Annotated in this window: 18 protein-coding genes; 9 read left to right on the top strand and 9 right to left on the bottom strand. The window is 68.5% G+C overall.

The genetic code is table 11. The features are described from left to right. Nucleotides 1-95 precede the first annotated feature (95 nt). From larE to PLE19_12065, 4 genes are all read right to left on the bottom strand, one after another. A complete protein-coding gene (larE, locus tag PLE19_12080) occupies nucleotides 96-905 on the bottom strand; it encodes an ATP-dependent sacrificial sulfur transferase LarE (GenBank protein HPD15685.1) in 810 nt (269 codons plus the stop codon). Then, nucleotides 902-2,092, bottom strand: a complete 1,191-nt coding sequence (locus PLE19_12075; GenBank protein HPD15684.1) for a HAMP domain-containing sensor histidine kinase — start codon at nucleotides 2,090-2,092, stop codon at nucleotides 902-904. Before PLE19_12075 ends, larE begins: the two co-directional genes overlap by 4 nt. Before the next feature lie 33 nt (nucleotides 2,093-2,125). Then, nucleotides 2,126-3,289 carry a hypothetical protein gene (locus PLE19_12070; GenBank protein HPD15683.1) on the bottom strand — a complete coding sequence of 388 codons (1,164 nt, stop codon included), beginning with the start codon at nucleotides 3,287-3,289 and terminating at the stop codon, nucleotides 2,126-2,128. A gap of 98 nt (nucleotides 3,290-3,387) precedes the next feature. After that, complete coding sequence (locus PLE19_12065; GenBank protein HPD15682.1) at nucleotides 3,388-6,171, bottom strand: CARDB domain-containing protein; 2,784 nt, start codon at nucleotides 6,169-6,171, stop codon at nucleotides 3,388-3,390. Nucleotides 6,172-6,336: 165 nt separating this feature from the next. On the opposite strand from PLE19_12065, the gene PLE19_12060 reads away from it, so the two are divergent. From PLE19_12060 to PLE19_12050, 3 genes are all read left to right on the top strand, one after another. Continuing rightward, nucleotides 6,337-7,077, top strand: coding sequence for a hypothetical protein (locus tag PLE19_12060; GenBank protein ID HPD15681.1), 741 nt, complete (start codon nucleotides 6,337-6,339; stop codon nucleotides 7,075-7,077). A gap of 111 nt (nucleotides 7,078-7,188) precedes the next feature. After that, on the top strand, nucleotides 7,189-7,479 hold the full coding sequence (locus PLE19_12055; protein ID HPD15680.1) for a type II toxin-antitoxin system prevent-host-death family antitoxin: 291 nt from the start codon (nucleotides 7,189-7,191) through the stop codon (nucleotides 7,477-7,479). After that, the gene (locus tag PLE19_12050) at nucleotides 7,467-7,913 is read left to right on the top strand and encodes a type II toxin-antitoxin system VapC family toxin (GenBank protein HPD15679.1); all 447 of its coding nucleotides are present in this window, start codon (nucleotides 7,467-7,469) and stop codon (nucleotides 7,911-7,913) included. Before PLE19_12055 ends, PLE19_12050 begins: the two co-directional genes overlap by 13 nt. A gap of 10 nt (nucleotides 7,914-7,923) precedes the next feature. Here PLE19_12050 and PLE19_12045 read toward each other — a convergent pair whose 3' ends face one another. From PLE19_12045 to PLE19_12030, 4 genes are all read right to left on the bottom strand, one after another. Continuing rightward, nucleotides 7,924-8,301: a hypothetical protein gene (locus PLE19_12045; GenBank protein HPD15678.1), complete on the bottom strand. Its 378-nt coding sequence runs from the start codon at nucleotides 8,299-8,301 to the stop codon at nucleotides 7,924-7,926. 49 nt (nucleotides 8,302-8,350) lie between these two features. After that, nucleotides 8,351-9,721 carry a hypothetical protein gene (locus PLE19_12040; protein ID HPD15677.1) on the bottom strand — a complete coding sequence of 457 codons (1,371 nt, stop codon included), beginning with the start codon at nucleotides 9,719-9,721 and terminating at the stop codon, nucleotides 8,351-8,353. Nucleotides 9,722-9,858: 137 nt separating this feature from the next. Further along, nucleotides 9,859-10,938: a uroporphyrinogen decarboxylase family protein gene (locus tag PLE19_12035; GenBank protein HPD15676.1), complete on the bottom strand. Its 1,080-nt coding sequence runs from the start codon at nucleotides 10,936-10,938 to the stop codon at nucleotides 9,859-9,861. After that, complete coding sequence (locus PLE19_12030; protein ID HPD15675.1) at nucleotides 10,935-13,814, bottom strand: hypothetical protein; 2,880 nt, start codon at nucleotides 13,812-13,814, stop codon at nucleotides 10,935-10,937. The genes PLE19_12035 and PLE19_12030 overlap by 4 nt, the downstream gene beginning before the upstream one ends. A gap of 196 nt (nucleotides 13,815-14,010) precedes the next feature. On the opposite strand from PLE19_12030, the gene PLE19_12025 reads away from it, so the two are divergent. The 4 genes from PLE19_12025 (at nucleotide 14,011) to PLE19_12010 (ending at nucleotide 20,944) form a co-directional block, all read left to right on the top strand. Then, nucleotides 14,011-14,856 (top strand): amidohydrolase family protein, encoded by an 846-nt coding sequence (locus tag PLE19_12025; protein ID HPD15674.1) that lies wholly within the window; start codon nucleotides 14,011-14,013, stop codon nucleotides 14,854-14,856. A 615-nt stretch (nucleotides 14,857-15,471) separates the two neighbouring features. Beyond that, nucleotides 15,472-17,805 carry a hypothetical protein gene (locus PLE19_12020; protein ID HPD15673.1) on the top strand — a complete coding sequence of 778 codons (2,334 nt, stop codon included), beginning with the start codon at nucleotides 15,472-15,474 and terminating at the stop codon, nucleotides 17,803-17,805. A gap of 526 nt (nucleotides 17,806-18,331) precedes the next feature. Continuing rightward, nucleotides 18,332-20,056: a bifunctional sulfate adenylyltransferase/adenylylsulfate kinase gene (locus PLE19_12015; protein HPD15672.1), complete on the top strand. Its 1,725-nt coding sequence runs from the start codon at nucleotides 18,332-18,334 to the stop codon at nucleotides 20,054-20,056. Between the two features lie 114 nt (nucleotides 20,057-20,170). After that, a complete protein-coding gene (locus PLE19_12010; GenBank protein ID HPD15671.1) occupies nucleotides 20,171-20,944 on the top strand; it encodes a sulfotransferase in 774 nt (257 codons plus the stop codon). Here the strand turns inward: PLE19_12010 and PLE19_12005 are convergent. Beyond that, a complete protein-coding gene (locus PLE19_12005) occupies nucleotides 20,881-21,537 on the bottom strand; it encodes an HD domain-containing protein (GenBank protein HPD15670.1) in 657 nt (218 codons plus the stop codon). The genes PLE19_12010 and PLE19_12005 overlap by 64 nt on opposite strands. Before the next feature lie 143 nt (nucleotides 21,538-21,680). Here PLE19_12005 and PLE19_12000 point away from each other — a divergent pair, with 143 nt between their 5' ends. Next, nucleotides 21,681-21,908 carry a hypothetical protein gene (locus tag PLE19_12000; GenBank protein HPD15669.1) on the top strand — a complete coding sequence of 76 codons (228 nt, stop codon included), beginning with the start codon at nucleotides 21,681-21,683 and terminating at the stop codon, nucleotides 21,906-21,908. A 188-nt stretch (nucleotides 21,909-22,096) separates the two neighbouring features. Then, nucleotides 22,097-22,501 (top strand): type II toxin-antitoxin system PemK/MazF family toxin, encoded by a 405-nt coding sequence (locus tag PLE19_11995; GenBank protein HPD15668.1) that lies wholly within the window; start codon nucleotides 22,097-22,099, stop codon nucleotides 22,499-22,501.

Genomic DNA, 22,501 nt, shown 5'->3' with positions numbered 1-22,501 from the left:
AGCGATGCATTCCAGGGCATCGCCTGCGTCGCCGCGCCTCGCATCCAGCCCGCTGGCGCCGGCAACGCAGCCCACGGGGATTCTTGGACAGGCTCCTAGAGATCGAGAACCTCGTTCAGGCTTCCCGTGCGGTACCCCTCGAGGTCGAGGGCGACGTAGCGGTAGCCCAGGGCCTTGAGCGCGGCGAGGATTGCCTCTCGGGTGTCAGGGGCGACGGCCCGGGGGAGGTCGGCCACGCGCAGCTCGAGGCGGGCCACGGCGCCGTGGTGGCGCACGCGCAGGCCCGTGAAGCCCAGGGCCTCGAGCGCCGCCTCGGCCCGCTCGACGCGCTCGAGGTCTTGGCGGCGGATCGGCGTGCCGTAGGGGATGCGCGAGGCGAGGCAGGCCCGCGACGGCAGGTCGGCGGTCGGCAGGCCGAGGCGGTGCGAGAGGTCGCGAATCTCGGCCTTGGTGAGGCCCGCGTCGCGCAGGGGCGAGAGCACCCCCAGTTGCGCCGTCGCCCGGCTGCCGGGCCGCCAGTCTGCGGCGTCGTCGGCATTCGAGCCGTCGGCCACAGCCTCGATGCCCAACTCGCGCGCCTTCTGGAGGATGAGGGTGAATACGGCTCGCTTGCAGTGATAGCATCGGTCGGGCGGGTTCGCCACGAACTCCGGGAGGCGCAGGGGCTCGACATCCACGAAGACGTGGCGCACGCCGAGCGCCCGCGCGAGCTCGGCCGCGGAGTCCAGCTCCTGCTGGGGGTAGATCGCGCCCCGCGCCGTGATCGCCACGGCGCGGTCGCCGAGCTCGTCGGCGGCCACCTTCAGCAGCAGCGAGCTGTCCACTCCCCCTGAGAATGCCACAGCCAGCGCCCGCGACTGCCGGAGGGCGGCTCGGAGGGCGTGGAGCTTCTGGTCGGCCGTCATGTCGTGCGGTCCATCGCGGGCGGGGTGACGGGGAGCTCGATTCGGAAGGTGGTGCCCTCGGCCTCTGAGCTGGTGAAGGTGAGGCGTCCGCCCAGGTAGCGCTCGACGATGAGCCGGGCGCCATAGGCGCCCAGGCCGCGCCCCTTGCGGCCCTTGGTGGTGAAGTAGCGCTGGAAGACGCGCAGGGCGACCGCGGGCGGAATGGCGGCGGCGTTCCAGACCTCCAGGACGGCGCGTGCGTTCTCTCCGCGGCAGGCCAGAAGCACCTGGCCGCCGGGGGGGGTAGCCTCGAAGGCGTTCTTGAGGAGGTTGCCGAGCGCGCGGGTGAGGAGCGTGGGGTCGGTGAAGAGGGTGGGGCCGTCGTCCTCGGCGTTGAAGCTCAGCGACTTGCCGTGCGCGCAGCCCAGGGTAGCCGCAAGGGCCTCGGCCATGTCCCGCACGTCCCGCAAGCTCAAGTGGCTCAGGCTCGGGCGGAAACTGCCCGCCTCGAGCTCGACGAGGTCCTGTTGCTCGGCGATCTCGGCGGTCAGGCGGCGGGCGATGCCGATGGCGTCGCGCAGCAGCTCGTCGCGCTCGGCGGGGGCGCAGCGCGCGAGCAGGCGCAGCGTGCCGTCGAGGGCCGACGCCGTGTTCATCAGGTCGTGGAGGAACACGGCCTCGAGGGCCTCGCGGCGCTTCTGGTCGCGTATGTCCTGGAGCGAGATGACCAGCAGCCTCTGGCCGTTGAGCTCGATGGGGGCGGCGCGCACGCGGAACTCGAAGGGCTCCTCGCGTCCGATGGCGGTGCGCGCGGTGAGCAGGCACTCGGCTTCGGCGGCGGTGTCGCTTTCGAGGCTGGCCACGATGGCGACGGCGGCGCCGCACGAGCGGCAGGCCGGCCCCGTGCCGCAGCCGCCGAGGGGGTTGTCGCGCGCGTGGATGCACTGGAGCGCCTCGCCGGGCCGCATGCCCAGGGTGGCCTCGGGGTCCGGGCAGCCGAGGAAGCGCAGGAGTTCGGGGTTGACGGCGACGATCTGGCGCTGGGCGTTGAGCACCATCAGGATGCCGCTGAAGGTCCGCAGGGCGGCGTCCATGACGGGGTGGGCGCTGACGGCGTCTACGGCCTGGCGCAGCGCTTCGGCAGAGGCTCGTTCCGCGGGGGCGAAGTGCGTGAGGGGCGGGGCAGTGCTCGACGGTTCCTCGGCCATTGGCGGGTGTCCTGGGTGGCGCGATGCAGAGGCTCAGTCCGAATCCTCGATCTCGATGGGGCAGGGCTCGCCGCTCTCGGTGTCGGGCAGGACGAAGGTGGCGTGGACTCGGCCCGCGGCCCTCGTGGTGACCAGGCGGAAGCAGGGCCTGGCGGGGGGGGCGAGCAGTTCCACGGTCAGGCGGGCCGCGGGCGCATCCGTCGTGCGGCGGCAGGCGACGAAGAGCTTGTTGATGCCCGTGCGCAGGACGGCGGGCTCGACGGGTTCGGCGCCGGGGGCGGCGCCCAGCAACAGCGCGGAGTGCGACCGGCCGCCCCGGAAGCTCAGGGGCGTTCCGTTGATTCGCAGTTCGAGGTCATAGCCGTAGGCCACGACATTGAGGAAGGCTTGGGCCTCGACGTCCGGCCCGGCGGCCTCGGGCGCCGGGCCCGGCGGAGTCGGCGGCACGAGGCGCAGGATCGGTTCGGTCTCGATCAGGGTGCGCACGCGGGCCGCAATGTCCTGCCCGTTCTCGGGCGTGAACGAGAAGGAGCGGGTCTCGGGCGTCAGGCGCCAGCGGCCGTCGGCCCGCACGAAGGTGAGCAGCAGCACGTTCACGAAGCTCGCGTCGCGCAGGGTGCAGTAGTAGCCGGCCAGGTCGTCTCCGGCGGTCTTGAGGGCGACGAAGCGGGTCTTCGAGAGCTCTGGGGTCATCGCGAGGAGGGTCTCGGTGGCTTCGGCAAACTGGGCCTGGAGGTCGCCGCCTTCGGCGGCCCGCGCCCAGTCGCCCTCGACCAGCATCGTGGCCAGGAGGGCCTGGCTGTCGCGGTTCCTGAGGGCCGCGACCATGCGGTTGTAGACCGCCTCGAGCTCGGCTCGGAGCGCTGGGTGGCCCGAGGGGTGCTCGGTCGGCTTGTGGGCTTGGCCGGCCGGTGCCGCGCCGCACAGCTCGCGGCAGCGCTGCTCCGCGTAGTCCCAGGCCGAGAAGCGGCAGTCGGGGTCGTCCGAGAGGATGACGGGATTCTGGCCGAAGCCGGTGTAACCGGCGTAGAGCTCGGAGGAGCTCATGCCCGGCCGATAGCCTCGGCCGAGGAAGTCGTCTACGACGCCTCGGGCGGCGGCGAGGGCTTCGGCCGCGCTGGCGAACTCGCCGAGCTCGTAGCGCTCCTCTTCGTCGCCCGGGTGGAAGTTGTCGTCTACGTATACCACGTACTTCATCGCGCGCTCCTGGCGCGGCAGACACCGGCTCGCTTGTTACCATAGCCGCTTCGCGCGGGGCTGTCAAGGACGCCTGGGGTCCGGCGCGGGGCCGGCGATCAGTCGAGTCGGATCTTGAGCGTGCGCACGGGGAACCGGGTGACGAGGTAGGCCGAGCGGCCGTCGGCGGTGCAGAGGCCGCGGGGGCCGTCGAGCTTCACGTGGCCGGGCTCGAAGGCGGCTTCCAGCGCCTCGTGTTTGGCGACGAGCTTGCCGCCGCGGTCGAAGACCTTGAGGGTATTGTCGCCCACGTCGCAGACGTAGACATTCTCCTTCGCGGTGATGAGCGCGCGGTCGGGCGCCCGAAGCTCGGTGATGTCGCGGTCGAACACGGGGCCATCGGGCTTGAGCCAGTAGAGGGCCACGCGGTGGTTGCCCTCGTCGGTGACGAGGAGGCGATCGCCGCACACCGACACAGCGGTCGGCCTGTCGAAGCTCTTCTCGCCCTTGCCCTTGTCGCCGCCGAGGGTGTAGAGGGGCTTGCCCGCCTTGTCGAGCACCTGGATGCGGTGGTTGTCGCGCTCGGCGACGTAGAGGTTGCCGGCCGCGTCGGCGGCCACGTCGCACGGCCAGTCGAACTCGCCGGGCTTGGCGCTCTTGCTCTCGCGGCGCGGGGCCTGCCTGGAGAGGCGGCGCACCAGGGTGCCCTTCGGGTCGAAGACGAGCACCTGGTTGTTGTGGGCGTCCGTCACCACCAGGTTGCCATCGCCGTCGGCGCACAGGCCATACGGGTCCACGGGGAACTCGGTGGTGCGGATGCCGAACTCGCGGACGCCGCCGTTTCCCGGCGACCAGTAGAGGCTGGGGTGTCGGTCGGCGGAGAAGATGACGCGGCCGTCCGGCAGGACGGCGGCTCGGCGCCCCTCGCCGACCCAGGGCACGTGCACGCTTTCGGACAGGCCGCTCTCGCGCCCATCGGCGGCCACGGCTGTGACGGCGAACCAGGTGTCGAGGGTGTAGAAGCCGTGCTCCTCGAACTTCTCGTGGTACTTGAGGCCGCCGTGGCCGATGCGCTGGTCGGGACGGAAGCGGGCGGGGTCCACGATGGCGACCAGGCGGAACGGCTCGACCGCCTCGTCGCCGTCGCCGACCTTCTGGTAGACGTTGTAGCGGGCGATGTCGGGCGAAGGGCTGCGGTCCCACCACAGCTCCAGCGTCTTCCGTTCGAGGGGCATGCTGTAGTTCGCCAGGAGCTTTCGCGCCGGCTCGGGCGCGCCGGCGTCGGGGAATCGGGTCCTCAGGGGATGGGTGTACTCCTTCTCGGCGCCGCGCCACTTGGCCACGTTGAAGTCGCACAGCCGCAGCCAGAAGAACTCCTCGCGGCCCGCGGCCTCGACGCGCGCGAGCATCATGGCGTTGAAGCCGACCACGTGGATGTGGCCCCACGGGTTGTCCTTCAGCTCGTAGCCCTTGAAGTCGGGGCCGGAGAGGGTCTTGTGGTGGGGCGCCGGGCGGTTGGGCATGAGCCACACGCCGTTCGCATCGGTCTGCCCCTGGCTCACGGGTTCGCCGTGGACGAAGTGGTGCGGGGGCTTGAAGGCGCTGCGCTGGTAGAGCTCGATCCTGGCGTTAGGCACGGGCTTGCCCGAGATGCTGAAGACCTTGAGGTAGCATTGGTCGGGGACGTCGTAGTAGTAGTCGCCGAAGTAGCCGCGGGGGCGGCCGAGGGTCTGGTTGAGGTAGCCGGCGCAGAACTCGCTGAAGATGTGCGGCCCGTGCCAGTGCATCATCGTGGCGGGGGCGGGGTAGAAGTGCTTGAGCGTGGCGTAGGTGCCGTCCGCGCGGCGGACGAGGTTCTGCCAGGGGTCAACGTTCAGTTGATAGATGTCCACGAGACCGAGCTGGTGGCCGAGCTCGTGGGGCAGGCCCCAGTCCACGCTGAGCGCCCAGCGGCGGGTGTTGTCGAGTTCGCTCTTGCCGAAGCTCCAGTTGCCGTTGTACTCGATGACCTCCTTGGGGTCGCCGTTGCGGCGCTGGTCCTTCACGTAGAGAGCCTCGTCGCACTCGGGCACCACGATGATCTTGTCCACGCGCACGCGCTCGGCGATGCCGTTCGGGGCCGAGGGCCATTTCGACTCGGCGAACAGGTAGTTCATCATGTGGACGTGGTACTGCGCCCAGTCCTCGAAGTTGAAGCTGTCCACCACATTGAGCACCTGGGAGAAGGTGTCGTAGGTGGTCTTGTGGACGGCGAAGAAGAAGGTGAGGGCGCGGATGGGGTCGGCGAAGGTGTTGTTGAGCTTCGTGATCTCCTTGAGCTTGCCCTCGGGGTCCAGCTCCACCTTGATCTCGTGCTGGCCGGTCTGCCAGGTCCACGGCACTTCAACCAGCTTCTCCTCCGCGGGCTTGAGGCCGGGGAGGGTCGCCGTGGCGACCGGCTTGTCGTCAATCGAGATGCGGTAGCCGAACGCGCCGGCGGGCGCCGGGCCGGCGTTGAGGATGTGGACGATGAAGGTGACCTTCTCGCCGGGCTTGCGGTGGAGCTGGTAGTTCGCCGCCTCGGGCTTGAGGACGCCGAGGTCCTTCTTCCCCGGCAGGTCGTATTGCACGAAGCCGCCGTGGAAGCCGGGGTCGCGCGGCAGGCGCTCGATGTAGCGCACCGTGAGGTCGGGCAGGTTGGGCTTGGCCAGTGCCTCGGGGCGGCGCTGGTACTGGACGCTGCGGACCTCCTCGCGGTGGAAGTTGTGCTCCTCGCCATAGCGGTCCCAGAAGAGCACACGCTCGCCCCACTGGCGGGCCTTGCCCTCCAGGATTTCGCCATTCTTCAGCGTCACCAGGTCTGCGAGGGCGGCGGCCCCCGCGAATACCACCCACGGCAAGATGCCCCAAGCCCGCCGGTTCATCGCGGCTCTCCTTGTTCGTGGTCACGCCCCGCACGGCATCGTAGGACTCTGGCCCGCCGGTGTCAAACAGAGATTGCGTCATGACCGGCGGCGTTCTAGAATACGGGCAGAAGCACTTGATGCTCGGTGCGGAGGTGCGGAATCTGGAACGGTGAGAGGCCCCGAATGAAGAAGCTCAACTGGCGGGTGAAGCTGGGCGTGGCGCTCGTCCTGCTCTCCGTGGTGCTCTATACGATTCACTGGCTGTTCTTCCGCGATCTGCATCACATCCTCATCTACCTCGTCGGCGACATCGCTTTCCTGCCGCTCGACGTGCTCATCGTCACCCTGATCCTCCACGCCGTGCTCAACGCCCACGAGAAGCGTTCGCTGCTTCAGAAGATGAACATGGTGATCGGGGCGTTCTTCAGCGAGGTGGGGACGAAGCTGCTCAAGGACCTGTCGGCCTTCGACGCCGAGTCCGGGCGCGTGGTCTGCGGGCTGGTCATCACGCCCGAGTGGTCGAACGACGATTTCCGGAAGGCGCGCGCGCAATTCCGCAGCTACGATTTCAAGATGGACTGCGGGCGGGGCGACCTGGAGGCGCTCAAGGCGTTTCTGACGCGCGAGCGCACCTTCCTGCTCGGCCTGCTCCAGAACCCCAACCTGCTCGAGCACGGCACCTTCACCGACCTGTTGTGGGCCGTGACCCATCTGGCCGAGGAGTTGTCCTGCCGCCACGACGCGGCCCATCTCGCCGAGACCGACGCCGCGCACATTGCGGGCGACATGAGGCGCGCCTACGGCCTGCTCATCGCCGAGTGGCTCGACTACATGAGGCACCTGAAGGGCAGCTATCCCTACCTCTTCTCGCTCGCCCTGCGCACCAACCCGTTCGATGCCAACGCCTGCGCCGAGGTGGGTTAGCGATCAGCTCAACGCTTGCATTTCCTCCTTGTGGGGATATACTTGGTGTGGGTGGCCGCAAGATGGTGTGCGGAAGGCGGTAGCCGGCAGAGGACAGCCGAGGGTCACGACATGAAGACGGAAACGGTGGACCTCAACGATGCCCAGGCACACCTGAAGGAGCTGGTCCATCGGGCGGTCGCGGGCGTCCACGTGGTCCTCAGCGAGAACGACAAGCCCGTGGCCCAGATCGTGCCCCTGAAGCGCCGTGCTGGCTCGCGCGCCGGTCAGGCTGGGGCCAACGAGGGTCCCGATGCGCTGCCTGCGCTCACCAGCCTCATCGGGTCCACCCGCGGCCAGTTCGCCTCACCCGAGGAGGCCGATGCGTACCTGCGCCGGGAGCGGGATGCATGGGAATCCTAGACGCTCTTCAGGGGCGGCAGACCTACCTCGACGCCAATGTCTTCATCTACGCGCTGAACGCGTTTCCTGCCTTTGAGGCAGCGCTGCGAGCGTTGTTCACGGCCATCGAGGCTGGCGATGTGCGCTGTGTAACCAGTCAGTTGACCCTTGCCGAACTCCTGGTCAAGCCGTTCCGCGAGCGTGATCAGGGGGCCGTTGCGAGCTGTCGGCGCGCCGTCGCTGATCGGGCAGGACTCAGTATCAGCCCCGTCACTCTCGATGTCCTTGTTGAGGCTGCCAAGCAACGCGCCGCCCATGGCTTGCGTCTCCCCGACGCCATACATGTGGCAACGGCACGGCTCACGGGCTGCACCGTGATTCTGACGAACGACACCGCGGTCACCGGGTCCGACGGCATCGAGGTCATCTGCCTGTCCGATGCCGCAAGGACCTAAGGCCGAGTCGTCAGCCGAGCAGTTTCAGGGCCGCGATGATCTCGTCCGGCACGAAGTTGGCCGGAGAATCCAGTTCGTCTATGTATTCGAGGAATTCCTGAAGGATCTGTGCCTTCAGGGCGGACGGCAGGGGGGAGTCCAGGATCAGGGGGCAGGGCTCCGGGCCGCCGGCGAATGCGCGCCCAGAGGCCAGGATGAGCTTCACGGCTGCCTCGTCATCGAAGGGGATCACCTTGCTCTCCATCGGCCGTGCGAACCAGCAATCACGCTCCTCCTTCTCGCACAGGCGCGCGCGGTAGCAGCACATGCCCGGCCGCGGGCAGCCTTCGAGCGGGATCAGGCCGAAGATGATCGGTCGGCCCAGGATGGAACACTCGGGGATGAGCACCCATCGCTCATCCGAGTGCGGACCCCTTCGGGCTCCCTTGTTCCGCATGTCATTCCGCCCTCTTGACCCGCAGCGCGATGTCCTCGGTGTAGGGGGGCGAGGCGAGGGTCTTGGTGCCGCCCGCGTGCTGGAATACCTCGGGCTTCTCGATGGCGCCCGTCCTGGTGTTCACCCATTCGGCCTTGTAGCTGCCGGCGGGGAGGTCGAGGACGAGGGCGGCCTGGGCGCCGCCACGCACGTAGACGGCGTAGGCCCTGCCCTTCTCGACGAGGGCACGGGCCGTGGCCTTCTCCGGCACGCCGCCCCGGATGACGCTGTTGTCGGGCGCCATCCTGATGAAATCAAAGCTTTCAATGAAGTCCTTGAGGATGCGGAGTTGCTTGCGCAGCGTGGCGCCGCCACCGCCCGGAGCGTCGGGCTTGGCGGTGCCGGCTTCGGCGTCGGGGGTGAACGAGTAGTCGAGATTCGAGTAAATGGCGCCGCCCGCGAGGAGGAAGTCCCAGCCCTCGCCGCGATACACCGTGTCGCCGCTGCCCTTGAAGCCGGTCTCGTCGTCCGCAATCACCTTGTGGAGGCCCCAGTTCATCGCCACGGTGTCGGGCGGGGTGGCGTAGTGGAAGTTGAAGATGCTGACGGCGGGGTGGGGCTTCTCGATCTGGGCCTTCCCGTTGGCGATGTTCTGCGCGATCAGGTGCTTGTGGGGGAAGTCCTTCTCCGCCTCGACAATCACGTCGGCGATGCGGTGCTGCCACTCGATGGTGCAGCCGCCGAAATAGGGCTCGTTGCAGATTTCGTAGTAGAGGTTATCGGCGTCGCGCAGCTCGGCCACGGCCTTCCGCACGAAGGCCTCTTGGACGGCGAGCAGGTCCCTGTGTTTGAGGGTGTGGACTTCGTTGCGATGAATGGCCCCGATGCCGTTGACGTTGTTCCTGGCGTTCATCGGGCTGAGGTTCCACATCTCGTCCTCGTAGAACGGGCAGAAGAGGACGTATTCGACCACGACGCCGCGCCGGGCGGCCTGGGCCACGAAGTCCTTCAGGCGGGCGAAGTAGGCGGGGTCGAACCTCGTGAGGTCGAACTTGTTGCCCCCGTTGGCATAGCCAGGCGTATCGGAGCGAGCCCAGGGGCAGATGAGGCGGTCTTTGGCGGGGGCGAGAGGGTTGCCCTTGATCTTGAACGAGCCAGGCCCCTCGCAGTAGACGCCGCTGAAGGTGCGCGTGAGGTTCAAGCCGCCGCGCTGAAGTTCATCGAGGTACGGCACGTAGTCGAAGTCCTGATTCAGCACGGCCCCGTAGTGTTCGCCCGAGGTGATGAGCACCGCGGGCTTGCCGCGCCAGAGGAGATAGTGGGGGTTGTCGGGGTGGAGCCGGATCGGCTCGGCAGGCGTGGCGGCCATCAGGGAGAGCATCAGGGGGAGCATGGGCATTCTCCTTCAAGGAGAGAGGGTCATGCCAGATTACGGATAGGACAGACAGGACCGATAGGACTGATAGGACACAAGCCCCGGCACGGTCCTATGCACCATGGCACCGATTCTATGGCCTGGCGCCGGGAGCGTCAAGCGCCGCGCAGGGCGCGGAGGAGGTGGACGAAGCTGTCGAGCGGCACGTCGGGCGGCACCGAGTGGTCCACCGCGGGGAAGTAGCCGCCGAGGTCGAGCAGGCGGTGGGCCTTGGCGGCCTCGCGCTCAATGGCTGCCTTGCCTCGGGTGAGGGCACGCTTGTCCAGGTTGCCGGCGAGGACGATGTTGCGGCCGTAGCGCCGCTTGAGCGCAAGGGCGTCCTCGCCCGCGGCCACCTCGAGCGGCGAGAAGCCGTTGATGCCCACTTCGAGCCACAGGGGGATGAGTTCGTCAATGAAGCCATCGCTGTCCACGAAAATCGTCTCGATGCCGCTGGCCCGCAGAGCCTGGCAGATGCGGACGTAGCGCGGCTGGAGAAACTCGCGAAAGAGCCCGGGCGAGATGAACGAGCGGCCCTTGAAGGCGATGTCCTCGCCGAACGAAGCGAAGTCGAACGGCACGTGCGCCACGTAGCCCTTCACGAGTTCGAGGAAGAACCATTCGAGGTGGTCGAGCATGTCGTGGACCAGGCGCGGGTCGTCGTAGAAGAGCAGGCAGAGGTTCTCGGTGCCGCACCAACGCTGGAGGGTGTGGCCGAAGAAGCTGCCGGGGCCGAGACCCAGCGGGTAGTCGCGGCTCGTCCACTCGCGTTCGGCGCGCGCCCAGTCCCTCGGCCAGCGTTCGGGCGAGCGCGGGTCGAGGCGCTCGCGGAACGCCTCCCAATCGCGGCGCGACTTGATGGGGAAGTCGAGCCACTGCGGCATGTTGGAGGCGGCGTGGTGCTTCCAGACGCGCTTCGTGATGCCCAGTTCGTCGCGGACGACCTGGGTGTCGCCCTCGTCGGCAAGCACGCGGGGCTCGAAGGGCGGCACCACCGAGTAGGGTGAGCCGCCGGCGAAGGCCACGCGGTCGAGGCCGAAGAACTCCCGCGGGTCGGCCCCCGGCGGCAGGCCCTCGCGGCGCCAGCGCTCGAGCGTCTCGTCCATGAACCACGAATAGTTGAGGTCGCAGGGCAGGAACAGCTCGCCCCTGAGCTCCCCACGGGCGATCTTCAGGAACCGCTGGCGGCCGTTCATGGCACTGTGGCGCCTCGGTGGAGAGGCTGGGCGAGCATCTCGGCGATGTTCGCGGCCTCTTGGGCCTCCCAAGCGCGACGCTTGGCGAGGTAGCGCTCGTAAACGGGCACGCCCTTGTCGTCCATCGCCTCGGTGTAATCGGAGCAATAGGGGACGAGGAGGTCAATCCAGGTGGCGATGCGGTGGAGCTCGGCGGGGGTGAGCTTGACGCCGTTGTGGCCCTCGACGAGCATAGCGACGAGTTTGCTCTTGCCCGCGCCGGCCTTGTAGGGCGGGAGCATCGAGGGCTCGCTCTGAACGTTGATCCAGTCGGCCACGCGGCGGTTGGCGAGGGCGAGATACGAGTCGCTCCACTTCCGGCGGCTGGCGCTGTCGAGCGTTTGGATGCCGCGCAGGCTGAAGGCGGGTGTAACGCCCGGAGGGGGTTCGGTGTTCGACGGTCTGGGTTCGGGGCCCGAGGGGGACTCGGGGAGCGGAGACGCCCCGCCCACAACATACGCCCCGCCCAGAACCTCGATGAGGGCGGCATCAATGTATTGTCCGCCGCCGTCGTACTTGCAGTGCACGGCGAGGGTGTTGGCCCCGATCTTGAGCGCGGCCGCCGCCCTGGGCGCGATCGGCACGACCTCGTACTTGGTGGTGAAGCGGTCGGCTTGCACGGCCAGGAGGCCGTTGATGTAAACCTCGGCGTCGTCGTCATGGTGCCAGAGGAGGGCAGGGGACTTCGGCTTCTCCTTCAGGTCGAAGGGCAGGCGGAGCCAGATGTCGGCCGTCTTCCAGGCGGTGCGCACCTTGCTGTCGGGCACGCCTGTGCCGAAGCCGCCGGGGCCGACCCGCCATCTCGAGTGGTCGAAGTCGGGCTTCGTCCAGTTGGCGGGCGGGGCCTCGAGGGTGTACCACCAGCGGGCGTCAGCGGGCGTGAGCACCCGCATCGTTTTCGGGTCGAAAGCGACCGCGCGCAGGTCGCGGCCGTTCCGCGAGATCGCCGGGACGCCGTAGCTCGGCGGCGCGTCGAGGTGGTGGCACTTGATGCAGTGTTTGTCGAGGATGGGTTGGATGTGGCGGATGAAGCCGAAGCCCTCGGTTCCCCATTCAGGAGGCGCGAGGGGCTGGGGGCCGGCGAACAGCGCCGCGCTCGTGTGGGACACTGGCGGTGCGGTGTTCTTGTTCTCGTGGCAGCCGACGCACGAGACGCTCTCGCCGGGCTGGAGGCTCATCCAGCTCCGCATCGTCTGCACGGCGTGGCCGTTGGCGTCGAGGGCCTGGAAGTAGACGGGCGTGCGGGCGGGGAGGACGAAGCAGGCCGAGCCGTCGGGGTGCACGGGCGTGGTGCCGAGCACGCGCTTGACGTCCCACGTGCCCTGGATGGAGACGGGGGTGGAGATGAGTGCGCCGCCGGCCGGGCCGCTGTTGCCGTTGGAGCCGATGCCCGCGGCGCGGAACTCGAGGGCGACGACGCGAAGCTGCTTGATCGCGCCCCGCGGCACGCCGGCCAGGCCCGGCCCCTCGTAGATGTCCTGGAGGTAGACCCAGCCCTTGTCCTTGCGGTAATCTACGACGTTGGCCTTCACGGGCGGCACGGGGCGGGGGAGGAGCGGGATGGGCTGGTTGCACGAGATGTTCGGGTCGGCGGCGAGGAGCTCGCGGCGGCCGTCGGCGTCCATCCAATAGAGGGCGAAGTGCGGGGCCTTCTCGGTGCGGAAGGTGACGAGGAAAGCCGTCTCGGAGAGGGGATAGGGGTATTGCCACTGGTCGCCGGTCTGGCCGTAGGCGTCCACGCGGACCGCCTTGGTCTCGCGGACGGGCGCGATGAGCTGGGCGCCGGCGTTCTCCTGGCGGCCGCGTCGGGGGTCCACGATGCCCAGCCAGCCCTTCTGCCGCGAGTGGTGGCCGGTGAAGATCGCCACGTACTTGCTTGTGCCGGGGATGGCCCGGGCGTGGAGGATGGTGGTGGGGAACCATGAGTTGTTGCCGTACAGCTCGGTCTGGCCCGTGCCGTCGGCGTGCATGTGGAAGAGGCCCTGGGGGTAGATCTGGCCGCGGTCATTGTAGTCCCAGCGCGTGTAGATCACCCGGCCGTCGTGGGTGACGGTGGGGAAGTTGGTGTGGACCTGGTCGAAGGAGAGGCGGCGCAGGTGCTCGCCGTTCGGGCCGCAGGTGTAGAGATTGCTCACCTCGGTCCACCAGCAGTCCACGATCTGCACGCAGCGGGTGGAGTTGAACACGATGTCGCCTGAGGGGAGATAGGCGCCCTCGTAGTCGGCGAAGCCGAGGCCGTGGGTGAGCTGGCGCACCTCGCGGCTCGACGCGTTCATCTCGTAGAGGTGGTAGTCGTCCTTGTTCAGGTCCTTCTTCCAGGCGAACAGGACTCGGGCGGCGTCGTAGGAGACGTCGGGGTCGCGGATCACGCCCTTCGGGTCGTCGAGCAGCGTGGTCACCTTGCCATAGGCGCCGTCCATCTCGAGCAAGCACAGGCTCGATCCCGGGCGAAAGTGGCGTTCGGCCTGAGCGTCGCTCTGGCCTTCGGTGTAGGCATAGTGCGAGCCGCCCAGGTCGTAGTGCTTGGTGAACACGATGCGGGCGAGTTGGGCGAGGTGGGGCTTGAGGCGGGCCTCGCGGCGGCGCTCGCAGGCCCTCAAATAGAGATCGCGGGGCGAGAGGTCGGCGAGGCCCACCTCATCGAGTTGCTTCCGCAGGTCGGCCGCCGCATCGCCAAGCTGGACGAGGAGGGCGGCCACGCGCTCCCTCGTGATCGCCTGCTCGCCCGCTAACCCGTCCTGCGCCAGCCAATCGGCGACCACCTCGGGCGGCGCCGCTGCCGGGGCAGAGGATTGAACAAGCCACAAGACAGCCAGGAGGGGGACGCCATGCCGCATTGAGGACCGTTCTCCGCGCGTGGAATCGGGCGACTCAGCACACCGACGATTATGCTACAAGAGGCCAGGGAGTGCAACCGACGCGGCAACCCCCCTTGGCCGCGGCGAGCGGCGACACGCGATTGCGAGCCGGCGGCTCACATGGTAGGCTCTGCCGAGAGCCGCGTTCTCGGCCCCGAGCACAGGAGACACCCCCGTGGCGCGCTTCCGCTGCTTCGACGTGCACGTGCACATGGACCTGGGTACCGACATTGACCGTGTGGCGGCCGAGGCCCGCCGCCTGGGCTGCCGCCTCGGCATCTCGTCGTGCGGAGCGATGTTTCACCAGCCCGGCAACGACGCCGTGGCCGCCGCCATCGAGCGGCATCCCGACGTGGTGGTCGGCTTCGGCTACGTGGCCCTCGGGCGCGGCGACGGGCCGGCCACGGTCCGCCAGTTGCACGCGCAGGGCTTCCGCGCCCTCAAGGTCATCGCCCCCAAGCGAAGCTACGACGACAAGAGCTTCTACCCCATCTACGCGCAAGCCGAGAAGCTGGGCATGCCCATCCTCTTCCACACAGGCGTCCTGGCCCGGATGGATGTTTGGGGGGCGCAGCACGGCTGGGCGGAAATGGCCAGGCTCGACTGGCCGCGGCTGGACATCTCAAGCGACCGCATGCGCCCGATGTGTCTGGATGCCATCGCGCGCGCCTTTCCCGGCCTCAACCTCATCATGGCCCACTTCCTCAGCCTCGGCCGCCGCGACGAGGCCGCGGCGCTCCTTGTCCACCACCCCAACGTCTACGCCGACCTCACCACCCCCTCGTGCGCGGACACGAAGGCGCGGGTGAAGGCCTACGCCCGAATCCTGCGCGACTGCTGGCCGTTCACCGACTACCGCAAGCTGCTCTTCGGCACTGACTTCTTCACCCACCTCTCGGGCACGAAGCGCCTGGCGGCCGGCATCCGGGCCATCGGCCTGCTCCTCGACGAGTTGAAGGTGCCGAAAGAGGTGCGCGCCGCCATCATGGGCGGCACGGCCGAACGCCTCGTGGGCATCTAGCCCGCATCTCTCACCGGCCCGCCGGCCTGGGAGTGCGGAACGCCCCCTTCTTGTCATGCTGAGCCTGTCGAAGCACCTTTCGGAGGAGCGGCCGCCGACAACGGAGTGTGCCCTGTGATGTCGGTCTGTCCCCTTGAGAGGTTCCTCGACTTCGCTCCGCTTCGCTCGGAATGACAAGGTTTCCTGCGCGGCTCCTGCGGGGCTGGTGAGAAATGCGGGCTAGCGCCCCTGCTTCCGCCGCGAGTATGGCCCCCAATGCTGGCAATGCCCTTCTCTGGGGGGTCCACCCTCTCTCCCCTCCCTTTCAGTGCCCATCTTCGCCCACATCTTGCGTGCCAGTAGCCCGCGAACGCGGTCGCCCTGGGCTACGCCCAAACGCCCCCTTCGGGGGCTAAGGCAGGCCCTCGAGAACATGCGGGCAAGGGTAAGCCTTTCAGGGAGGGGGCAGGGGAAGGGTCGGAGCCGAGGAAAGGCCACTGGCTGCCAGAATCAGGGGCCATCCTCCTCCGCCGCCTCCTGGTTGCGCCAGACCCGCGTTTCGGCTATGCTGTGGACGGCCGGGAGGGGGCGTCGGCCGCTGTCTCAACAACCCAGTCCTGCCGGAAGGAAACGCGAGTGCCCCATCGCACCCTGCTGTGGTCGTCCGTCGTCCTGAGCATCCTGGCCTCTCACGGGCGGGGCGAGGAGATGCCCCTCGCCGACGCCGGGCCGCCGTTCGGCCGGCTACGACTCGTCCAGGAGATTGACTGCTCGGCGCCGAATAAGGACATCCTCTTCATGGAGTTCCCCGCCGGGGTCAGTCGGGTCGAAAAGCTCCTCGGCACCCCCTGCCGCCTTCTGCCCAACACGGGCCAGGAGCCGAAGTACTTCGCCTATCGCATCGGCGAGGGCAAGGGGCTGAAGGCCGGCGGCTGCTACGTGCTGAGCCTCCAATACCCCGAGGACCAGCCGCGCGCGATGTACGTGTGCAACTGGGGCTGCGAGACCGCGCTCGGCTTCGCCTCGGGCACGGCCATCGGCGACGTGCTGAAGGGCAAGTACGTGCCCAACAACCCCGAGTCGCTCAACTACCCGCTCTCGGGCAAGCTCGAGCGATGGAGCCAGCTCTTCTACCTCCACGACCGGTTCCCCGAGATCAAGCGCCCGCGCGGCCTGGGCGCGCGGCCGCTTGTGCCGGCCGACGGCTTCTGGGTCGCCATCGCACAGCCGCCCGCCTTCCAGGACCCGCGCAGCGCGGGGGCCGCCGTGTCGAAGCTCCGCCTCTTCGAGATCGCCGACCCCGCCGCGCTGGCCGTGAAACTCCACTTCCCGCCCGACGGCCTGCCGCGCCGCCACGTCTTCTCGCGCGAGGAGATGGCCGACGGCGTCGTGGCCTTCGGCCACAAGCCCGAGGAGCAGGACGAGACCCTCCGCGGCGTGAAGGACATCGCGGCCTGGCACGAGTACAAGATGAAGGCGATGGCCTTCCTCGGCATCAACACCTACGCCAAGGACCTGCTCGAGTTCGGCCACAACCAGGGGTGGGACTCCGCCGAAGGGGGCGGCAACGCCTGGGTCTACCAGTCCTCCACCCCCGGGCTGTGGGCGGCGATTGTGGAGCGGGCAGCGAAGCACGGCCTCACCGTGCTGCCCTACTACGAGTACCGCGGCAGCATCGGCGGCGACAAGAAGCTCGCCCTCGGCTCCCAGAGCCGCTGCAAGCGCCTCGACGGCGGCGATACTTACACGCACATCTCCTGGTGCGAAGGCAAGAACGCCGACATCACCGACCCCGACACCGTCGCCGACGCGAAGAAGATCCTCGACCTCACGATCACGAAGTACAGGGACAAGGCGAAGTTCGTCGGCGCCTGGTTCCGCCAGCGGCCCACCGCCATGCCCATCAGCTTCAACGAGGCCAACCTGCGCCTCTTCTCGAAGGAGGCCAACGACGGCACCCGCATCTCGCGCTCGCACCTCCAGAACGACAAGGCGCTGCGGGACAAATACTACCAATGGTGGTTCGGCAAGCGGCGGCAGTTCTTCGAGGCGCTCCGCGACCACCTGCGTGCGGCCCTCGGCCCCGACGCCTTCGTGCTCTACACCAACGACTCCAGCGAGCCGGGCCGCGCGCTGCCCCGCTCGATCACCGGCCACGGCAAGCCCAACGGCTGGCAGTGGATGCAGGTGGTCGTGACCGACGACTTCCCCGCCTGGGAGAAGATCCTCGCCGACGAGACGCACTACAAGTTCGTCAAGCCCTACGCCCTCGATGAGGTCGTCTCGCAGAACATGCACGCCCGCGGCCTCGCCACGTTCCACGAGAACTGGGACAAGTGGGAGATGGCCCACGCCTCGCCCCCCAACGACCCGCACACCTACCGCGATGCCGACGGCGTGATGCTCACCTACACCTACAACCGCCTCTACACCGTCTCGTCGCCCAAGGCGTTCGAGGACTACCGCACGCGCTCGGGCCTCGCCGCCGTGCGCCACTACTCGCTCAACGAGAACGAGATGAACGCAGGGAACGACGAGGTCCTCGGCTACTTCATCTGCGACGTCGAGCGTTCCGGCCCCTACTGCATGATGGCCGAGGCGCGCGCCGTGGCCTACGGCGACCCCGTTTGCCTCGGCTCGCTCACCGGCAACAGCAACCTCCGCGGCTTTCCTCAGTTCGTGCGCGAGTTCCACGCCGCCTTCCTCGCCCTGCCCGCGTTGCCCAGCGAGGTGGTGGCCAACGCGGCCAGCGACCCCGAGGTCGTCGTGCGCGCCATCCGCACGCCGAAGTCCGGCACCTACGTGGCCGTCGTAAACGTCGGCTTCGGCGAGAGGAAGAACGTCGCGGTCGCGCTGCCCGCTCAGGGCCAGGTGACCGACGCGGCGACGGGGCAACCCGTCCAGGCGGCGGGCGGCAGGCTCACGCTCACCCTTCGCCCGGCCGAGCTGCGCGCGCTGCGCGTGCAGTGAGAACCAGCCCCCCCGAGCGCGGCCCCCCGATCCTGCCGCCCGCGCCCCCAGTCACCCGCATTGTCTTGGAAACCAGACACCCCGCCGCCATACCTGCTCACTTCCGCCTCCGCCGAGAGTTGAGCAAGTATGGCGCTTTGGCGATCCGGGCGGCTCTACGGCCTTTCCGTCCATACTTGCTCAATTCTCTCCCCCCCTGAGTTGAGCAAGTATGGGGCCCAGAAACTGCCTCAGAACCCACACGGGCGGCGCTGCCGGCGTCGGCGCGGCGGAGCCAGAGCGCCTTCTGGGCTGGACGTCCCCATCCCGGGAACCGCGGCGTGGGGACACGTCGCCCACAACGTCGGCCCGAGGCAGGGGCGGGCCGTTCCCGCACGGTCGCCAGCTCTCCCGGTTCCCACCCGCGCGGCTCCCCCGGTTTGCGCCCCGCGGGCCTTCCTGGTAGAATCCTGGCCTGGCGCTGGCCCGCTCGCCCCGTCGGCCCGGTCCCCGAACCCACGGTCTCCCGTCCCTCTGGAGGAAACGTATGCCCTCGCATCTCATCGCCCCGCATGGCGGCAGGCTCATGAACCTGATGGTCACGCCCGACCGTGCGAAGGAGCTCAAGGGCCTGGCGGTCAAGGCCGCCTCGTGGACCCTCACGCCCCGGCAGACCTGCGACCTCGAGCTGCTGCTCAACGGCGGCTTCTCGCCGCTCGACGGCTTCCTGTGCCGGAAGGACTACGAGGGCGTGTGCTCGGCGATGCGCCTGGCCGACGGCACCCTCTGGCCCATTCCGATCACCCTGGACGTCACCGAGGAGATGGCGGGCAAGCTCCAGCCGGGCCAGTTGCTCTTCCTGCGCGACCTCGAGGGGGTGGCCCTGGCCGCCGTGCACGTCTCCGAAATCTGGACGCCCGACCGCCCGCAGGAGGCGCAACAGGTCTACGGCACGACGAACGCCGAGCACCCGGCCGTGGCGCACCTGCTCAAGCGGTCCAATCCCGTCTACGTCGGCGGGCGGGTCGAGGGGCTCCAGCTTCCCGCCCACTACGACTTCGTGCCGCTGCGCCAGACGCCGGCCGAGCTGCGCGAGCGCTTCGTGGCCCTCGGTTGGCGCCGGGTGGTGGCCTTCCAGACCCGCAACCCGCTGCACCGCGCGCACGTCGAGCTCACCTTCCGCGCCGCCAGCCAGCTCGAGGCCAACCTGCTCATCCACCCCGTGGTGGGCATGACCAAGCCGGGCGACGTGGACCACTACACCCGCGTGCGCTGCTACCGCGCCGCGCTCCGCCACTACCCGCAGAACACCGCCATGCTCAGCCTGCTGCCCCTGGCCATGCGCATGGGCGGCCCCCGCGAGGCCGTCTGGCACGCCATCATCCGCAAGAACTACGGCTGCACCCACCTCATCGTCGGCCGCGACCACGCCGGGCCGGGCAAGGACTCGGCTGGTCGGCCCTTCTACGGCCCCTACGATGCGCAGGATTTGATCCTGAAGCACGAGCGCGAGCTGGGCATCACCCCCGTGCCGTTCAAGGCCATGCTCTACGTCGAGGACCTCGACCGCTACCTGCCCGAGGACGAGGTGCCGGCCGGCGCGCGCACGAAGGACCTCTCGGGCACCGAGCTGCGCGACCGCCTGATGGACGGGCGCGACATCCCCGCCTGGTTCTCGTTCCCCGAGGTGATCGCCGAACTACGCCGCACCCACCCGCCGCGCTCGAAGCAGGGCTTCACCGTCTTCTTCACGGGCCTGCCCAGCTCCGGAAAGTCCACCCTCGCCAACGTGCTGCTCGTGAAGCTCCTCGAGATCGGCGGCCGGCCGGTCACGCTGCTCGACGGCGACATCGTGCGCACCCACCTCTCGAGCGAACTCGGCTTCTCGAAGGAGCACCGCGACATCAACATCCGGCGCATCGGCTTCGTGGCCTCGGAGATCACGAAGAACGGCGGCATCGCCATCTGCGCCCCGATCGCCCCCTACGACACCACGCGCAAGGACGTGCGCGCGGCCATCGAGGCCGGCGGCGGGTTCATCCTCGTCCACGTCTCCACCCCCGTGGAGGTCTGCGAGCAGCGCGACCGCAAGGGCCTCTACGCCAAGGCCCGGGCCGGCCTCGTCAAGGAGTTCACCGGCGTCTCCGACCCCTACGAGGTGCCGCAGGATGCCGACCTGGCGATCGACACCAGCGACATCACGCCCGAGGAGGGCGCCCAGGCCGTCATCCTGCACCTGGAGAGGAAAGGCTACATCGCCACGAGCCGGTGAATCAGGCGGATGGCTGGTTGGATGAGTGGATGATTGCCTGGATTTCTGGCATTCTTCCAGCCATCCATTCATCCACCCATCCAATGTGTATCTGGCGCACCGAGGAGCGGAGGCTTGAACGACGGCCCCGATTTCATCGGCGTGGGCGTGCAGAAGAGCGGCACCACGTGGGTGGCCAGGCGCCTGGCCGAGCACCCCCAGATTCTCCTCGGCAAGAAGGAAATCTCCTTCTTCACCCACGAGTTCCACCGCGGCTACGGCTGGTACCACGCCCTCTTCGCCGGCAAAGGCACCCGCCTCGCCGGCGAGATCTCGCCCAACTATTTCATCAGCCCCCGCCGCGACGAGCCGCGCCTCGAGCACTATCCCCGCTGGTCGCTCCAATCGTGGTGGAAGCACCTGGTTCGCCCCTTCCCCTCGGCCCGCGACGAGATCCGCAAGACCTACCCCGGCATCAAGGTCTTCGCCGTCTTCCGCAATCCGGTGGACCGCGCCTGGTCGCAGTACTGGATGTGGGCCGAGCGGCGCGAGCGGGTGGGCAAGAAGCGCCTCGTCGTGCCCTTCGAGCGCATGTTCCGCGACGACGGCCGCTGGATCCAGGACTACGGCCGCTACGGCACCTGGCTGAAGCACTGGCGCGAGGCCTTCCCCGACTTCGGCGTCTTCCTCTACGACGACCTGGTGGCCGACCCCGCCGCCTTCATCCGCTCGATCTACCGCTTCCTGGGCGTGGAGGAGACCTTCGCGCCCACGCTCGGCCAGCGCGAATTCGCCGGCCGGTACCCGGCGATGGACCCCGCGACCCGGGCGATGCTGGCGGACTTCTACCGCGGCGAGGTCGGCGAGTTCTTCCGCCTGATTGGCCGCGAGCTGCCCTGGCTCGACTGAGCGCCGCAGAGGAACCCTCTCGCCACCGCCTCGCGGATCAGGCGCTCGGCATAGGCCCAGAGCGTGGGCGCGCCCCGCTCCATCACGCGGTTGCGGGCGACCACCTGGTCCACCGTCACGCCGTGCCTCTGCCACTGCGCGCCCCGGGTGTGGAAGTTCAGCAGCAGCGGCTGAAGCCGGTCGAGCGCCTCCAGGAAGCGCGCCTCGGCCGACTCGCCCGCCTCGTACTCCTCCCACAGCGCGCGGACCCAGGCCCCCTGGTCGGGCGGCAGGAGGGCGAAGAGGCGGTCGGCCGCGGCCGCCTCGCGGGCCGCCTGGTCGCGCCGGCCCGCCTCGTCGTAGATATACGTGTCGCCCGCGTCAATCTCCACCAGATCGTGCACCAGCGCCATCTCGACCACGCGCAGCAGGTCCACGCCGGCGTCTCGCGCGTGCTCGGCGAGGAGGATGGCCATGAGGGCCAGGTGCCACGAGTGCTCGGCGCTGTTCTCCTGGCGGCGCGCGCTCGGCAGCAGCGTCTGGCGCACCACGCCCTTCAGCTTGTCGGCTTCGAGGAGGAAGTTCAGTTGGCGTTCGAGTCGGCGGTCGAGCATTGCGGAAACCCTTTCGGATTGAGGCGTAGGAAGCTCTCCGTGCATTCTACCCGCGGCGGCGTTGGAAGGAAAGCCTCCAAACCCCCTCGATTGGCTTGACAACTACGCCTCTCACGACGACAATGAACGTGGAGGATGCGAGCATGTCCAGGACCCTTGAAGCCGTCGTGGACGAGCAGGGAAATGTCCGCCTCCTGGAGGACATCCACCTGACGGGTGCCCACCGGGCGCTGGTGACCATTCTGGAGGAGGCCCCTGCGCTTCGGGTGTCGGAAACGGCGCTGTTCAGTGAGCCGGCGCTCGCCGAGGACTGGAACCGCCCCGAGGAGGACGCGGCGTGGTCACACCTTCAGCCGGGTCGGTCATCCTAGGAGCCTGTCCAAGAATCCCCGTGGGCTGCGTTGCCGGCGCCAGCGGGCTGGATGCGAGGCGCGGCGACGCAGGCGATGCCCTGGAATGCATCGCTGAGGAGCCGCAACGTGGCAGCCGGCCCGCTGACGCCGCAACCCGAAGGGACGCCGCGACTTCAGGCCGCCCGCGGTGTCGCTCATCGTCCGCGATGCGCTCCGTTGCATCGCCTCCTCCTCGCTCCTTGCGTGCGGCCCGAATCGGCGGCGTCGCAGCCTCACGCGGATTCTCGGACAGGCTCCTAGTTCCTTTCCCTTTCTCTGACCTCTCGCAGGCCAAGCTGCGTCCCGCCGTCGTCCTTGCCGACGCGGGACGAGGCGATTGGGTTCTCTGCCAGATCACCAGCAACCCCTACGGCGATGCGCGATCTGTGACACTCACTGATGCCGACCTCGCCGCTGGTTCCCTGCGCGTCGTCAGCTACGCACGACCCGGCAAGCTGTTCACGGCGAATCGGGAGCTGCTTTCCGCCGAGCTTGGCGCTCTAAGGCGCGAGACGTTCCGACGGCTGGTCCGCGCCGTTGTGGACCTTCTCGAATGCGCGCTGGCTCGTTAG

It is taken from the genome of Planctomycetota bacterium (assembly GCA_035384565.1).
GTDB lineage: Bacteria > Planctomycetota > PUPC01 > DSUN01 > DSUN01 > DAOOIT01.
This window is presented reverse-complemented; position numbering and strand designations above follow the sequence as displayed.

Coding starts and splice junctions, on each gene's coding strand:
- larE (HPD15685.1), bottom strand. CDS start 905: ATGACGGCCGACCAGAAGCTCCACGCCCTCCGAGCCGCCCTCCGGCAG.
- PLE19_12075 (HPD15684.1), bottom strand. CDS start 2,092: ATGGCCGAGGAACCGTCGAGCACTGCCCCGCCCCTCACGCACTTCGCC.
- PLE19_12070 (HPD15683.1), bottom strand. CDS start 3,289: ATGAAGTACGTGGTATACGTAGACGACAACTTCCACCCGGGCGACGAA.
- PLE19_12065 (HPD15682.1), bottom strand. CDS start 6,171: ATGAACCGGCGGGCTTGGGGCATCTTGCCGTGGGTGGTATTCGCGGGG.
- PLE19_12060 (HPD15681.1), top strand. CDS start 6,337: ATGAAGAAGCTCAACTGGCGGGTGAAGCTGGGCGTGGCGCTCGTCCTG.
- PLE19_12055 (HPD15680.1), top strand. CDS start 7,189: ATGAAGACGGAAACGGTGGACCTCAACGATGCCCAGGCACACCTGAAG.
- PLE19_12050 (HPD15679.1), top strand. CDS start 7,467: ATGGGAATCCTAGACGCTCTTCAGGGGCGGCAGACCTACCTCGACGCC.
- PLE19_12040 (HPD15677.1), bottom strand. CDS start 9,721: ATGCTCCCCCTGATGCTCTCCCTGATGGCCGCCACGCCTGCCGAGCCG.
- PLE19_12035 (HPD15676.1), bottom strand. CDS start 10,938: ATGAACGGCCGCCAGCGGTTCCTGAAGATCGCCCGTGGGGAGCTCAGG.
- PLE19_12030 (HPD15675.1), bottom strand. CDS start 13,814: ATGCGGCATGGCGTCCCCCTCCTGGCTGTCTTGTGGCTTGTTCAATCC.
- PLE19_12015 (HPD15672.1), top strand. CDS start 18,332: ATGCCCTCGCATCTCATCGCCCCGCATGGCGGCAGGCTCATGAACCTG.
- PLE19_12005 (HPD15670.1), bottom strand. CDS start 21,537: ATGCTCGACCGCCGACTCGAACGCCAACTGAACTTCCTCCTCGAAGCC.
- PLE19_12000 (HPD15669.1), top strand. CDS start 21,681: ATGTCCAGGACCCTTGAAGCCGTCGTGGACGAGCAGGGAAATGTCCGC.
- PLE19_11995 (HPD15668.1), top strand. CDS start 22,097: ATGCGCTCCGTTGCATCGCCTCCTCCTCGCTCCTTGCGTGCGGCCCGA.